The following is a 12,766-nucleotide window of genomic DNA, read 5'->3' on the forward strand; positions in this document are numbered from 1 at the left end:
ACGGCCCGGATCGCCGACCCCTCAAGCAGGTGTCGGCTGGTGTGCATTGTAATCCGGGACGGGGTCATTCATGGCACGACAGAAACGGTAGTACAGTTCATCAATATTTCAGAATGAGGAAATTCCATGGCACAAAAAAGCGAAGAGGACGACAAGGTCCGTCTCGACAAGTGGTTGTGGGCGGCGCGCTTTTATAAAACCCGGGCCCTGGCCAAAGCGGCCATCGAGAGTGGCAAGGTGCATTGCCGAGGCGACCGCTGCAAGCCTGGCAAAGAGCCACGCATTGGCGATGAGTTCGAGATTCGTACCGGTTTTGAAGAGCGCACAGTGAGGGTCGAAGCCTTGTCGATCGTGCGTCGCGGCGCGCCCGAAGCGCAGACGCTGTATACCGAGACCGAGGCGAGTATTGCCAAACGTGAAGCGGCAGCGGCGATGCGCAAGGCCGGGGCGTTAGGTGTGAGTACCGACGGCAAACCGAGCAAGAAGCAGCGGCGGGATCTGTTTAAATTTCGTGGGAACAGTAATAGCGATTGACCGGCACGGCGCACCATTGTGGCGAGGAAGCTTGCTCCCGCTGGAGGCCGAAGGACTCCCAATCCAGTCGATCATGTATTTCAAAGTACAACCGAGTCGACTGGTTCAGTGACTGCTACGCAGCCAAGCGGGAGCAAGCTCCCTCACCACAGGTGTGTGCAAACTGTCAGTTCGCGGCAGACACCACACTCATCCGCGAAACCAGCGGCAGTTTGCCCAGCAAAGCGAAAATCGGCGCAGTCACCTTCAGCCAGAAGTTGGCGGCGTGATAGGCAAACGGCGTGTAGTAACCCCAGCCCAACGCCCACACCGCCAGCAGCATGCCGCCGATGTAATCGTCTTGGCCCCAATGCGCGCCGGCCACCAGACGTGGCAGCATGAACAGTAACGCCAGGCCCCAGACTGTCAGGAACTGGCCGACTGAGCGGCTAAACACGCCCATGTACAGCGCCCAGATCAGCAACACCGAAGCGTGGTCACCAGGGAAGCTCTGGCTCGAGCGATCCTTCAGCTCCCAGGCTTTTTCCAGATGCGGGAAATAGTCGCTCAGGTGCACCGCGCCTTCCAGCACCATCGATGGGCTGCTGTGCTGCCAGTCCATGTAGTCGGCGAATTTGGAAAACAGCGCGCGAATCACCACCATCAGCAGCAGAATCGAGAAAAAACCGAAGAAGGCGCGACGTACATCAATCGCCTTGAACACCCAGTCGCCCTTGATCAGCAGCGTCAGCAGGATCAGACCGACGACGATGTCGAACGGACGCAGACTTGCAATTGCCCAGATGTGGAGCCATATGGGGTTGCTGGCCAGTGGTGCATTGAGTGAGCGGAACAGCCACTCGTCGAAAATCACACACAGCATCTGGCCCGTAGGCCATAACCAGAAAGCCAGTAGCGCTAATGGCACGACGTTGCACAGAACCAGCCGGCCGAGGTTCCACCTTGATTGGAACAAACCCGGATTGTTCATAAAATGCCTCCCGTGGCTGAACGTTTTGCACCAAACAGGTGCGAAGAAAGCGCGGGATTTTCATCTTTTGTAACCTTTTTGTCATCAATTCAGATACCCAGACCTATGACCGACCTACCGGATACCGACTACACCCAACGCTTCATCTTCGATGACAGCGACACTCGCGGCGAACTGGTGGCGCTGGAACGCAGCTACGCCGAAGTCCTCGCCAAGCACCCGTACCCGGAGCCGGTCGCGCAGTTGCTGGGCGAACTGATGGCGGCCGCTTCGTTGCTGGTGGGCACCCTGAAGTTCGACGGCTTGCTGATTTTGCAGGCGCGCTCTGAAGGGCCGATTCCGCTGCTGATGATCGAATGCTCCAGCGAGCGCGAGATCCGTGGTCTGGCGCGATACAACGCCGAGCAGATCGCTGCGGATGCCACGCTTGCCGACCTGATGCCGGGCGGTGACCTGACCCTGACCGTCGACCCGACGATCGGCCAGCGTTACCAGGGTATCGTCGACCTCGATGGTGAAACCCTGTCGGAATGCTTCACCAATTATTTCGTCATGTCGCAACAGGTCGGCACCCGCTTCAAGCTGTTCGCCGACGGCCGCCGTGCTCGCGGAATGCTACTGCAGCAACTGCCGGCCGACCGCCTGAAAGACGAAGAAGAGCGCGCCGAAAGCTGGCAGCACATCACCGCCCTGGCCAGCACCCTGACCGCCGATGAATTGCTCAGCCTGGACAACGAAACCGTGCTGCATCGCCTCTACCACGAAGAGCAGGTGCGCCTGTTCGATGTGCAGAACCTGCGCTTCCGTTGCAGCTGCTCGCGGGAACGCTCGGGCAATGCGCTGGTCAGTCTGGGTCTGGAAGATGCGCAGGCACTGGTGGCTGAACGCGGCGGCGAAGTCGAGATCGATTGCCAGTTCTGCAACCAGCGTTACCTGTTCGATGCGGCCGATATTGCTCAATTGTTCGCTGGCGCAGGCGTTGACACGCCGTCAGATACCCGGCACTAAAACGGTTCAGCGCAGGTAAATTCACTGCGTAACGACGGAATTTCGCCGTTACGACGGGAGGACCCTACTCTTTTTGGGCTTTTCTGGCATAATCCGGCCCACTTTTTTCGCGGTAGTAGTGCACGACTTTCTACTACAAAACGTTTGGAGCACACTCGGCCACTGGCCGACGGGGAACCTCATGACGCAAGCCAATAACGCCGTGTACACCGATCTGAGTGTTGATGATCTGGTTAAAGAAGCCCTGCAACGCGGTGAGGGCGAGCTTGCCGATACCGGCGCTCTGGTAGTCCGCACCGGTCATCGCACCGGCCGTTCGCCAGTCGATCGTTTCATCGTTGAAGAGCCTTCCACCCAGGCCGCTATCGCCTGGGGCCCGATCAACCGCAAGTTCCCGGCCGACAAGTTCGACGCGCTGTGGGCTCGTGTCGAGGCGTTCAACAACGCGCAAGAGCACTTTGTTTCCCACGTGCATGTAGGTGCGGCTGAAGATCACTACCTGGCCGTGAAAATGACCACCCAGACTGCCTGGCAGAACCTGTTCGGTCGTTGCCTGTTCATCAACCCGGCCCAGTACAACCCGGCCGGTCGTGACGAGTGGCAAGTGCTCAACGTGGCCAACTTCGAGTGCGTGCCTGAGCGTGACGGCACCAACTCCGACGGTTGCGTGATCATCAACTTCGCGCAGAAGAAAGTGCTGATCGCCGGCATGCGTTACGCCGGTGAGATGAAGAAAGCCATGTTCTCCGTGCAGAACTTCCTGCTGCCGGCCGCTGACGTGCTGCCAATGCACTGCGCTGCCAACATCGGCGAAGAAGGCGACGTGACCCTGTTCTTCGGTCTGTCGGGCACCGGTAAAACCACCCTGTCCGCCGACGAGAGCCGTTACCTGATCGGTGACGACGAACACGGCTGGGGCGAAGGCGTTGTCTTCAACATCGAAGGCGGCTGCTATGCCAAGTGCATCGACCTGTCCGAGAAGAACGAGCCGGTCATCTGGAAAGCCATCAAGCACGGCGCAGTCCTGGAAAACGTGGTCATCGACGACGCCAAGCATGCCGACTACGCCGATGTCAGCCTGACCCAGAACAGCCGCGCGGCCTACCCGCTGGAGCACGTTGCCAAGCGTTCCGAGAAGAACCTGGGCGGCGAGCCAAACGCGGTGATCTTCCTGACCTGCGACCTGACCGGCGTGCTGCCGCCAGTGTCGATCCTCAATGAAGAACAAGCGGCCTATCACTTCCTGTCCGGCTACACCGCGCTGGTGGGCTCGACTGAAATGGGTTCGGGCAGCGGCATCAAGTCGACCTTCTCCACCTGCTTCGGCGCACCGTTCTTCCCGCGTCCGGCTGGCGAATACGCAGAACTGCTGATCAAGCGCATCCGCGGCTTCGGCTCCAAGGTCTACCTGGTCAACACCGGCTGGACCGGCGGTGGCTACGGCGTCGGCAAACGCTTCAACATCCCGACCACCCGTGCGGTGATCGCAGCGATCCAGAGCGGCGCGCTGATCGGTGCTGCCACCGAGCACTTGGACACCATCAACCTCGACGTGCCACTGGCCGTACCGGGCGTTGAAACCAACCTGCTCAACCCACGCAACACCTGGGCTGACAAGGCTGCGTACGACGAAGCTGCCAAGGCGCTGGCCGGTCTGTTCATCGAGAACTTCAAGAAGTTCGAAGTGAGCGACGCGATCAAGGCTGCGGGTCCCAAGTTGTAAGGCTTAGTTCTGGTGAATAAAAAAGCCGCCTCTTAGGGGCGGCTTTTTTGTGGGTGTTCATTTTCTCAATGAGCCAATGCATTCAAAACATGAACCGGGTCGTTATGAATGGCCTTGAGCAAAGCTTTTGCCGGCCCGGTTGGCTCGCGACGGCCCTGTTCCCAATTTCGTAGAGTGCCGAGTTGGACGTCGATCAGTGCCGCAAATTTGGTCTGGGTCAAACCGGTAGCTTTACGAATTTCTTTGACCTGCAATGCATCAACGTGGAATTCGCGAGAAGGTGTGCGCTCGCCTCGTACGATCTCGTCCATCTCTTGCACACTTTCCATCAGCTCATCAAAAAATTTGCTCATGGTCATCTCCATTTTTCGATCAAGACCTTGAGTGCTTTACGCTCATCGCTGGACAGATCGTGTTGTTCATTTTTAGGGTAGATCATCAATAACCCGATTTGTGACGCCGAAACGAAGTGGTAGTAAATAACACGTGCTCCGCCTCGCTTGCCGTGTCCTTTCGCTGCAATTCGGGTTTTGCGAATCCCGCCTGTGCCTTCAATTACATCGCCAATCGAAGGGCTTACAACCAGTTGCTTCTGAAAAGCGGCGTACGTGTCATCATCCAGCAGCTCTTTTACTCGACGGGTAAAGATCCGAGTCTCAATAAAAATCATCGTAAATGTACGCCATTGGCTTACTTTTCAGCAATGCTGAAGTGATTTGAGTAGATGACTGGTAAGTGATCGTTCTCATGTCGAACATGGGAACGATCTGATCACTCAACCCTAGACTGGAGCTTTCCAGCCGAGCATCTGCTGCTGCGCGACCTGCAGCAGGTCACAGCCATCCTGCGTCAGCAGATAGAGGGCGTGGGTGATGTGTGGGATGTCTTCGACGTCGGCTTGTTTGAAGCTGAGGCAGTAGAGGGTTTTCAGCAGGTCGCTGGAGGCGCGCAGGCGTTGGACGGCGCATTCGAGGATGTCTTGCGGGTTGGCCGTTGTGTCGATGATCAGGGGCTTGGTGTCGGTGAGGTTGGATTCGAGTGAGCGGTAGCGATCGAGGGGAAGCGGGGTCCATGCTTTCATAGTGTGTATTCCAAATGTCGTGAGGATTCATCCCACCGTGACCAAGCGATGGGAGGCGAACTGTGTTCGGGTTGGTCAACCGAAGGAACACACAAGTCCGGCACGCTCAAAGGCGTCCCAAACACAGCCACCATTAAGCGTGCAGACATTTGAATTGCCGGCAGCATACAACGGACGCATTTATGTGTCCCACCGGGTGACCAAGCCCGAGCCGCTGATTTGCCAGCGACAGTCACGACTATAGATTTGTGATCTCAAGCCGCGATAGGCGACAAAGAGTCTTGGCGTGTAGGAACGGGATGAAGATCTCATCGGACGTTCCTACCGGTCTTTCTGCGTTTTTCAACGTAAATGCTGATACGCCGAAATATCCAGCAAGCTGGTTGCCAGGCCGGTTGCCGGCTTGTAGATCTCGCCCTTCACGCTGGTGAACGGTACACCTTTGCTGCCCAGCGAAACGTAGCGCTCGCCTTGGTCCAGCTCGGTGAAGTAGGTGTAGGAATGTTTGTGCATCAGTGTGTATTTGGCTTCATCGCGTGCGATGCCGTTGGTGAGGTTTTCCAGATCGGCCTGGGTCAGATTCAACGTTTTTTGCAGTTGCACGCCCCAGCGTTTGAGGCAGGTTTCGGCGAGGTGGCGCACGATGCGTCCGGGCTCGGACAGCGCTTTCAGATCACTGGCGCCGGTCGGGACGCCGCCGCTGCTGGTGGCATTGCCGGCCATGGTGGCGTGGCGGCCAGCCATAGGATAGATGTAGGTTTTAGTGCCGGTAGCGGTCTGTGGGATGACGCAGCTGAAACCTTTTGAGCGTTCGTCACGAGCATAGAACGCTACATACTCTTTGACATTGCCCGCGAGTTTGACGCGCTCTTCCTGAAAGTTACCAATGCCTGGCACGGGATCAAGCGCAAAGATATTGACCGGGATGTTTTTCAGCAGACTGTCCTTGAACATTGCATTGGCCAACATGTGGCAACTGATGCCGCCCCGGCTCCAACCGACGAGATTGACTTGAGTAGGAATAACACCATCCTTGCGGTGGGTTTTGATGATTCCTTCCTGTAATTGCTGCTGGGTAATGCTGCGATTACCGTAATTATATTTGCGCCAGAACCAGGAGCCCTCGACTTTTACATCTTCGATCGGAATGCCGGCAGCTTTCAGGCGATTGTATTCGGCTTCAGTCAGTTGCTCGCGTTGCCAGTCGCACTTGCCCTTGATGATATTGAGCGCGTGCAACACGTTTTCTTCCCAGCCCTTGCCGAACAAGGTGCCGCTCATGCCGTATTCCTTGGTCTTGGTGAATAGATCGTCGGCCTGCATGTTGCCGCTGCCGGGGCCATCGACCACGATCCACTCGGCAAACTCGTAACCCGTATGATTGGCAGCCAAGGTGGAAATCAGTTCGCCGTTCCAGAAGTTTTCGTGGGTGACGTCGAATTTATTGGAACCAGTTCCGCAAAAAAAAATAGTTAAAACAGTCATTGTGTTGCTCTCGGTTAAAGTAAGAGTCAACAACTTAGGTCTTTTTTGGCTGTTTATTAAAGCATTCTGTTGTTTCTGGATTTTAGTTGTTTTCAGTGTCGGTCTGGTTGTTGGGGTTTATGTTTTGCTACTTCGAGCAAGTCACAGCCATCCTGCACTAATAAATAAAGAGCATTGACGATGTTAGGTATATCTTTCACGTCGGCCTGTTTGAAACATAAACAGTAAAGGGTTTCCAGCAGATCGCTGGCGGCACGCAGTCGCTGGTCAGCGGCATCAAGCAGATCGCGATGGCTGGAGTGAGTATCGATGACCAATACGGGGTTTTCGTTGTAGCAAGTCTTCAAAGGGCGATAGCGGGTAATCATGGTGAGGCTTGTCCTTTACAAAGGCACTCGGGCGGGGCTGATTCAGTGGTCAGTCGCGCCGGCCACTATAGAAGTGCGTGGCGAGCACTCACAAGAGCGCCGCAATGGACGCCGTTCGTAGGGGATTTTCCGAGGGCCGGGCATATGCCCTACAAGGTTTTGCGGTTTTTTCGGGGTGAAACCCCTAGCGCAGAAATTTCCCACAGGATTCACAGGCGTTTCTTGGCAGATCTATGTATGGTGCGCGCCAGAATCTGTAGGACGTTTCCAAACGTCCGATACGCGCTTAAAGGGAATTGAGTATGCAGTGGCTACGTATGGCCTCGATTTTATTGCTGTGGGCCAGTGGTTGCCGTTTGGCCATGGCGTCTGATGCCGGCAACGGCTGGATGTTTGCCGACCTCGAACGCACCGGTTGGCCCGATGCGCTCTCCAGCCAGACTGGCATCGATACCGCCTCGCGCGCCGAGGTGTTGATGTTCGGCAGGGCCTTGCTCGCCAGTGAAGCGCTGGACGAGGCAGGGCTGGAGCAGCGACTGGGTGTGCCGCATGTGCAGCTCAAGTCGATCAGGCAGGTGCGTGACGGTCTGTGGGATCGTTTGCTGAGCACCTATCGCAACGCCAGCGTTGACTGTGACGGGCAGCCGTTCTGCCCGCGCGTGCGCAGTGTTGCGGAACTGCGGCAATTGGCGGCGGCCTTCACCGGTGACATCAGCCCGGCTCATGCGTTGTGGGCGAGCAAGAGCCAGGGCGTGCATGAGCAGGTGTTGAACGAGCAACTGCGAGTGGCGGTTTTGCGGCCCTGAACAGGTAAATTTGTATCGCTGTTTTGTGCCCCTTCGCGAGCAGGCTCGCTCCTGCAGTGGACCGAGTTGTCTGCGCTATTGGCTGTATCATCCCGTATTGAATTGACCCCGGCCTTTTCTCGACTCGCTGCGATCGCCCGCTAGGCTGTTGGCATCACAGCGGTCAACGGAGTGACAGCGCATGCACAACACCCTGGAACAGGTTTTCGGTTATCCACAGTTTCGACCCGGGCAGGAAGCCGCGATCAGCGCGGTACTGGCCGGGCGCTCGGCGGCAGCGATTTTCCCCACCGGGTCTGGCAAGTCGCTGTGCTATCAAATACCGGCACTGTTGCTGCCACATCTGACCCTGGTGGTCTCGCCACTGTTGGCGTTGATGCAGGATCAACTGGCATTCCTCAAGCGTCACGGCATCAGTGCCGGCAGCATCGATTCGGCACAAAGCCGCGATGACGCCAATGATGTGATGGCCCGCGCCCGTTCGGGTAAATTGAAGATCCTGATGATCTCGGTGGAGCGCCTGAAGAACGAGCGTTTTCGCAATTTTTTGCAGCAGGTGCCGATCTCGCTGCTGGTGATTGACGAGGCGCACTGCATCTCGGAGTGGGGCCACAACTTCCGCCCCGACTACCTGAAACTGCCGGACTATCAACGCCAGTTCAACATCCCGCAAACCCTGCTGCTGACGGCCACGGCGACGCCGAAAGTCATCGCCGACATGCAAGCCAAATTCGCCATCGCCGCCGAAGATGTGGTGACCACCGGTTTCTATCGCCCCAACCTCAATCTGCTGGTGGAACCGGTGCGTGGCCAGGACAAGCGCCGGCGGCTGGTGGAGTGGATGAGCGAGCGCGCGAGCCAGCCGAGCATCGTCTACGTCACGCTGCAGAAAACCGCCGAGCACATCGCCGAACATCTGGGGCGCAACGGCATACAGGCCGAGGCTTATCACGCCGGTTTACCCAACGATCAGCGCGAGGCGATCCAGAAGCGCTTCATGGCCGGACAGTCCAATTGCATTGTCGCGACCATTGCCTTTGGTATGGGCATCGATAAAAGCGACATCCGCAACGTGGTGCATTTCGACCTGCCGAAATCCATCGAGAACTACAGTCAGGAAATCGGTCGCGCCGGACGGGACGGACAGCCTTCGGATTGCCTGGTGCTGGCCAACCGCGACAGCCTCAACGTACTGGAAAACTTCGTCTACGGCGATACCCCGGAGCGCGAGGGGATTCGTTGTGTGCTGGAGGAAATGCAGGCTGCCGCAGATGAAGGGCAGTGGGAGTTTCTGCTCGGGCCGTTGGCGGATCAGAGCAACATTCGCACGCTGCCGCTGAAGACGTTGTTGGTGCAAATGGAGCTTCGCGGCCTGATTGCTCCGCGCTATGCCTATTACGCCGAGTACCGTTTCAAATACCTGCTGGAGCCGGAAGCGTTGCTTGAGCGTTTCGAGGGAGAGCGCAGGGAGTTTGTCGCGGCCATCATTCACACCTCTAGCCGCGCACGTACCTGGGCCACGGTGAATTTCGAGGCGATGTACACGCAGTATTCGGCTGAACGCAATCGGGTGGTGACGGCGCTGGATTATTTTCAGGAGAAGGGCTGGGTCGAGCTTGAGAGCAAGCAGATGACCGAGGTCTACAACGTGCTGCACAGCGATTTCGACAGCGCTGTGCTGAGCGCCGAGTTGCACGAGTACTTCACCCGGCATGAACAGACTGAAGTCGCGCGGATTCACGCCATGCTCGAACTGTTCGCCACTGAGCGCTGCCTGGGTTATCGCCTGGCCGAGTACTTCGGCGACCACAATGCGCCCGAGCACTGCGGGCACTGTTCGGTGTGCCACGGTGATGTCGCGCGGCTTCCGGCACCTCCCGAGTTGCCAGCGCTTGTGGATAAGAACTTCGCGGCGTTGTGCGGTGATTTTATCCACAGGCACGAACAGCACACCGGCCATGTGCCGACGGCGGAGCGCCTGACGCGTTTTCTGTGCGGGATCAGCGTGCCGCTGTTTACCAAGTTGAAGGCGCGGACGATCTCGGGGTATGCGGCGCTGGAGCAGTATCCGTACGCGGAAGTCCGCAGTTGGGCTGACAATTATCTGCTCGAGTAAATACAAACCCTGTGGGATCGTGTGATGCCATGGCGGCCTGTATCCATGCGCTGAATGTCGCTCATCACGGTAATAAACTTCAAAAACGCCCGGTGCCTGACTATGGTGAAGGCTGTCTTCGGATCGCCAACAAGAGAACAACATGAGCCAGACATCCATCGATATTCAGCAAGCTGCCGTGATCGGCGCGGGCACCATGGGCCGCGGTATTGTCATGTGCCTGGCCAATGCCGGCATCGCCGTGCAGTGGGTCGATAACAATCCACAGATGCTCGAGCAGGCGCTGTCCACCGTGGCCGATACCTATGCGCACAACGTGCGACAGGGACGGATCGACCAGGCCGAGGCCGATGCGCGGATTGCCCGTGTCAGTGCGGCGGCAGACTATGTGGCGATCCGCAACGTCGACCTGGTGATCGAAGCGGTGTACGAAAACCTCGCGCTCAAGCAGAAGATCTTTCGCGAACTGGATGGCCTGCTCAAGCCTGAGGCGTTGTTGGCGAGCAACACCTCGGCACTGGATATTGATGCGATTGCCGCTGCAACAAACCGTCCATCGCAAGTGCTCGGCCTGCATTTCTTCAGCCCCGCGCACATCATGAAACTGCTGGAAATTGTACGTGGCGCGCAGACGTCGCCAGCCGCACTGGAAGCGGCGCTGGTGCTGGGCAAACGCATGGGCAAGGTCAGTGTGGTGTCGGGCAACTGCCACGGTTTTATCGGCAATCGCATGTTGCATCCGTATGTACTGGAGGCGCGCAAGATGCTGCTCGAGGGCGCTTATCCACAGCAGGTCGATACGGTTTTGCAGGGCTTCGGTTTCGCCATGGGACCGTTCCGCATGTATGACGTCGTGGGCATCGATCTGGAATGGCGCGCGCGCGAATTGGCCGGCAAGGGGCAGGATGCGCCAGAGGTTCAGGTCGACAACCGTTTATGCGAACTGGGGCGTTTCGGGCAGAAGTCCGGCAACGGTTATTACCACTATGAGCCGGGCAGTCGTCAGGCAGAGCATGATCCCGAGGTCGATGCGCTGATATTGAGCGTCAGCGAAGGCCTCGGCTTTCAGCGCCGGGAGATTGGGTCCGAGGAAATCCTCGAACGCTGCCTTCTGGCGCTGGTCAACGAGGGCGCGAAAATTCTGCAGGAAGGCATTGCCGAATCGGCGCATGACATCGATCAGGTGTACCTCAATGGCTACGGCTTCCCGGCGGACAGAGGCGGCCCGATGGCCTGGGCGGACGATCAGGGGCTGGCGGACATTCACAAGCGCTTGCTGGCGCTGGAGACGCGACAGGGCGATCAATGGCGGCCGGCGCCACTGATTGGCGAGCTGGCGGCGCGAGGCAAAGGTTTTTACCTTTAGACTGGACAGATAACTCAAGGAGTCGATACCGATGTCCAGCACCATGGCGCAACGCGCCGATTACCCGCATTTCCAGCCGATCACCACCCGCTGGCACGACAACGATGCTTATGGCCACATCAACAACGTCACCTACTACAGCTTTTTCGATACTGCCGTGAACACTTACCTGATTCAGGTCGGTGGCCTGGATATCCACGACGGCGAGGTAGTGGGTTTTGTCGTGAGTTCATCTTGCGATTATTTCGCCTCGATCGCTTTCCCGGATCTGATCGAGATCGGTCTGCGGGTCGGCAAGCTGGGTAACAGTTCGGTGCAATATGAACTGGCGGTGTTCAAGGTCGGTGAAAGCGAGGCGTGTGCGGCGGGGCGTTTTGTCCATGTATTCGTGGACCGGACGAGCAATCAGCCGGTGCCGATTCCAGGCAGATTGCGTGACGCGCTGGAGCGTCTGGTGGTTTGAACCAGAGCAAAAAAAATCGCAGCCCTTGGGCTGCGATTTTTGCTTTCGCGCTTAACGCAACGGATTAGTCGCGATAGTAGCGGTGATGCTTGCGGTGGCCATAAGCGTGGCCACGGCCAGGGTGACGGTCGCGATAGTAGCGACGGTCGTCACGGCCGCGATCGTAATGACGACCCTCGTCATTGCTCTGGTTACCCATGTAGTTGCCCAGCGCGCCACCGGCTCCGCCACCTGCTGCGGCACCGATCAGGCTGCCGGTGGTGCCGCCCATGCTGCGGCCGACCACGTTACCGCCAGCTGCGCCCAACGCACCGCCAATGGCCGCTTCGCCACGGCTGTGTTTGTTGGCGCCGACCGCGCTACCACCCGCGCCGCCCAGGGCTGCGCCAATGGTTGAACCTGTGCTGCCGCCTAAAGACTGACCGACGACCGAGCCAAGAACCCCGCCCAATGCGCCGCCCACACCTGCTTCGGTGGTGCCTCCGGCAGAAGCGAAGCCACTGACCAGGCCAAGGGACAACAAGAGAATCGAGGAGAACTTCATAGAGGAGCCTCAAAGGGATGACGGCGCCGATCCTGAGGCTGTGTAACAAGGCTGACAATCGAAATCCGACGAATAACACGACTTGTATACAATTATGCAAGTTGCTGTTTTGTATGCGGAACTTAAGCGATTTTCGCCGGTCTTTAGCTACTTCGGACAGGCCGCTTTTGAGAAAAAGCGGCCTTTTTTGTGGGCGTTGGAAGGGTGCAGGGTACAAAGATTTTTGTTGAATGTGCCACCGCTTTCGCGAGCAAGCCCGCTCCCACATTTGAAATGCATTCCAATGTGGGAGCGGGCTTGCT

General features: G+C 57.6%; 14 protein-coding genes. 7 read left to right on the forward strand and 7 right to left on the reverse strand.

Features of this window, described 5'->3' with window-relative positions; all coding sequences use genetic code 11:
* Positions 1 to 126: 126 nt before the first annotated feature.
* A complete protein-coding gene (locus ACOYXI_RS20770) occupies positions 127 to 534 on the forward strand; it encodes an RNA-binding S4 domain-containing protein (RefSeq protein WP_098966686.1) in 408 nt (135 codons plus the stop codon).
* A gap of 166 nt (positions 535 to 700) precedes the next feature.
* Here the strand turns inward: ACOYXI_RS20770 and ACOYXI_RS20775 are convergent, their stop codons facing one another.
* Entirely contained in the window at positions 701 to 1,504 is an 804-nt protein-coding gene (locus ACOYXI_RS20775; protein WP_223008839.1) for a phosphatase PAP2 family protein, read from the reverse strand.
* 105 nt (positions 1,505 to 1,609) lie between these two features.
* Here ACOYXI_RS20775 and hslO point away from each other — a divergent pair, with 105 nt between their 5' ends.
* Both hslO and ACOYXI_RS20785 read left to right on the forward strand, forming a co-directional pair.
* Positions 1,610 to 2,512, forward strand: coding sequence for an Hsp33 family molecular chaperone HslO (gene hslO / locus ACOYXI_RS20780; protein WP_098966688.1), 903 nt, complete (start codon positions 1,610 to 1,612; stop codon positions 2,510 to 2,512).
* A gap of 181 nt (positions 2,513 to 2,693) precedes the next feature.
* Complete coding sequence (locus ACOYXI_RS20785; protein ID WP_027611209.1) at positions 2,694 to 4,235, forward strand: phosphoenolpyruvate carboxykinase; 1,542 nt, start codon at positions 2,694 to 2,696, stop codon at positions 4,233 to 4,235.
* A gap of 65 nt (positions 4,236 to 4,300) precedes the next feature.
* On the opposite strand, the gene nadS is transcribed toward ACOYXI_RS20785, so the two are convergent.
* The 5 genes from nadS to ACOYXI_RS20810 all read right to left on the reverse strand — a co-directional run bounded on the left by nadS (position 4,301) and on the right by ACOYXI_RS20810 (position 7,169).
* Positions 4,301 to 4,588 (reverse strand): NadS family protein, encoded by a 288-nt coding sequence (gene nadS / locus ACOYXI_RS20790; protein ID WP_098966690.1) that lies wholly within the window; start codon positions 4,586 to 4,588, stop codon positions 4,301 to 4,303.
* A gap of 2 nt (positions 4,589 to 4,590) precedes the next feature.
* Positions 4,591 to 4,905 (reverse strand): type II toxin-antitoxin system RelE/ParE family toxin, encoded by a 315-nt coding sequence (locus ACOYXI_RS20795; RefSeq protein ID WP_011331970.1) that lies wholly within the window; start codon positions 4,903 to 4,905, stop codon positions 4,591 to 4,593.
* Between the two features lie 111 nt (positions 4,906 to 5,016).
* Positions 5,017 to 5,316 (reverse strand): hypothetical protein, encoded by a 300-nt coding sequence (locus ACOYXI_RS20800; RefSeq protein WP_098966691.1) that lies wholly within the window; start codon positions 5,314 to 5,316, stop codon positions 5,017 to 5,019.
* Between the two features lie 342 nt (positions 5,317 to 5,658).
* Positions 5,659 to 6,801: a hypothetical protein gene (locus tag ACOYXI_RS20805; RefSeq protein ID WP_461675245.1), complete on the reverse strand. Its 1,143-nt coding sequence runs from the start codon at positions 6,799 to 6,801 to the stop codon at positions 5,659 to 5,661.
* 92 nt (positions 6,802 to 6,893) lie between these two features.
* On the reverse strand, positions 6,894 to 7,169 hold the full coding sequence (locus ACOYXI_RS20810; protein WP_098966695.1) for a hypothetical protein: 276 nt from the start codon (positions 7,167 to 7,169) through the stop codon (positions 6,894 to 6,896).
* Between the two features lie 302 nt (positions 7,170 to 7,471).
* Between ACOYXI_RS20810 and ACOYXI_RS20815 the strand changes: the two genes are divergently transcribed.
* The 4 genes from ACOYXI_RS20815 to ACOYXI_RS20830 all read left to right on the forward strand — a co-directional run bounded on the left by ACOYXI_RS20815 (position 7,472) and on the right by ACOYXI_RS20830 (position 11,920).
* Entirely contained in the window at positions 7,472 to 7,975 is a 504-nt protein-coding gene (locus ACOYXI_RS20815; RefSeq protein WP_135294748.1) for a polysaccharide deacetylase, read from the forward strand.
* A gap of 181 nt (positions 7,976 to 8,156) precedes the next feature.
* Positions 8,157 to 10,091: a RecQ family ATP-dependent DNA helicase gene (locus tag ACOYXI_RS20820; RefSeq protein WP_461675246.1), complete on the forward strand. Its 1,935-nt coding sequence runs from the start codon at positions 8,157 to 8,159 to the stop codon at positions 10,089 to 10,091.
* Positions 10,092 to 10,233: 142 nt separating this feature from the next.
* On the forward strand, positions 10,234 to 11,457 hold the full coding sequence (locus ACOYXI_RS20825; protein ID WP_461675247.1) for a 3-hydroxyacyl-CoA dehydrogenase: 1,224 nt from the start codon (positions 10,234 to 10,236) through the stop codon (positions 11,455 to 11,457).
* Positions 11,458 to 11,488: 31 nt separating this feature from the next.
* A complete protein-coding gene (locus ACOYXI_RS20830; protein ID WP_097086913.1) occupies positions 11,489 to 11,920 on the forward strand; it encodes an acyl-CoA thioesterase in 432 nt (143 codons plus the stop codon).
* Between the two features lie 64 nt (positions 11,921 to 11,984).
* Here the strand turns inward: ACOYXI_RS20830 and ACOYXI_RS20835 are convergent, their stop codons facing one another.
* Positions 11,985 to 12,464, reverse strand: a complete 480-nt coding sequence (locus ACOYXI_RS20835; protein WP_027611218.1) for a glycine zipper domain-containing protein — start codon at positions 12,462 to 12,464, stop codon at positions 11,985 to 11,987.
* Between the last annotated feature and the right edge of the window lie 302 nt (positions 12,465 to 12,766).

It is taken from the genome of Pseudomonas sp. G3-19 (assembly GCF_054855875.1).

Coding starts and splice junctions, on each gene's coding strand:
- ACOYXI_RS20770 (WP_098966686.1), top strand. CDS start 127: ATGGCACAAAAAAGCGAAGAGGACGACAAGGTCCGTCTCGACAAGTGG.
- ACOYXI_RS20775 (WP_223008839.1), bottom strand. CDS start 1,504: ATGAACAATCCGGGTTTGTTCCAATCAAGGTGGAACCTCGGCCGGCTG.
- hslO (WP_098966688.1), top strand. CDS start 1,610: ATGACCGACCTACCGGATACCGACTACACCCAACGCTTCATCTTCGAT.
- ACOYXI_RS20785 (WP_027611209.1), top strand. CDS start 2,694: ATGACGCAAGCCAATAACGCCGTGTACACCGATCTGAGTGTTGATGAT.
- nadS (WP_098966690.1), bottom strand. CDS start 4,588: ATGAGCAAATTTTTTGATGAGCTGATGGAAAGTGTGCAAGAGATGGAC.
- ACOYXI_RS20795 (WP_011331970.1), bottom strand. CDS start 4,905: ATGATTTTTATTGAGACTCGGATCTTTACCCGTCGAGTAAAAGAGCTG.
- ACOYXI_RS20800 (WP_098966691.1), bottom strand. CDS start 5,316: ATGAAAGCATGGACCCCGCTTCCCCTCGATCGCTACCGCTCACTCGAA.
- ACOYXI_RS20805 (WP_461675245.1), bottom strand. CDS start 6,801: ATGACTGTTTTAACTATTTTTTTTTGCGGAACTGGTTCCAATAAATTC.
- ACOYXI_RS20810 (WP_098966695.1), bottom strand. CDS start 7,169: ATGATTACCCGCTATCGCCCTTTGAAGACTTGCTACAACGAAAACCCC.
- ACOYXI_RS20815 (WP_135294748.1), top strand. CDS start 7,472: ATGCAGTGGCTACGTATGGCCTCGATTTTATTGCTGTGGGCCAGTGGT.
- ACOYXI_RS20820 (WP_461675246.1), top strand. CDS start 8,157: ATGCACAACACCCTGGAACAGGTTTTCGGTTATCCACAGTTTCGACCC.
- ACOYXI_RS20825 (WP_461675247.1), top strand. CDS start 10,234: ATGAGCCAGACATCCATCGATATTCAGCAAGCTGCCGTGATCGGCGCG.
- ACOYXI_RS20830 (WP_097086913.1), top strand. CDS start 11,489: ATGTCCAGCACCATGGCGCAACGCGCCGATTACCCGCATTTCCAGCCG.
- ACOYXI_RS20835 (WP_027611218.1), bottom strand. CDS start 12,464: ATGAAGTTCTCCTCGATTCTCTTGTTGTCCCTTGGCCTGGTCAGTGGC.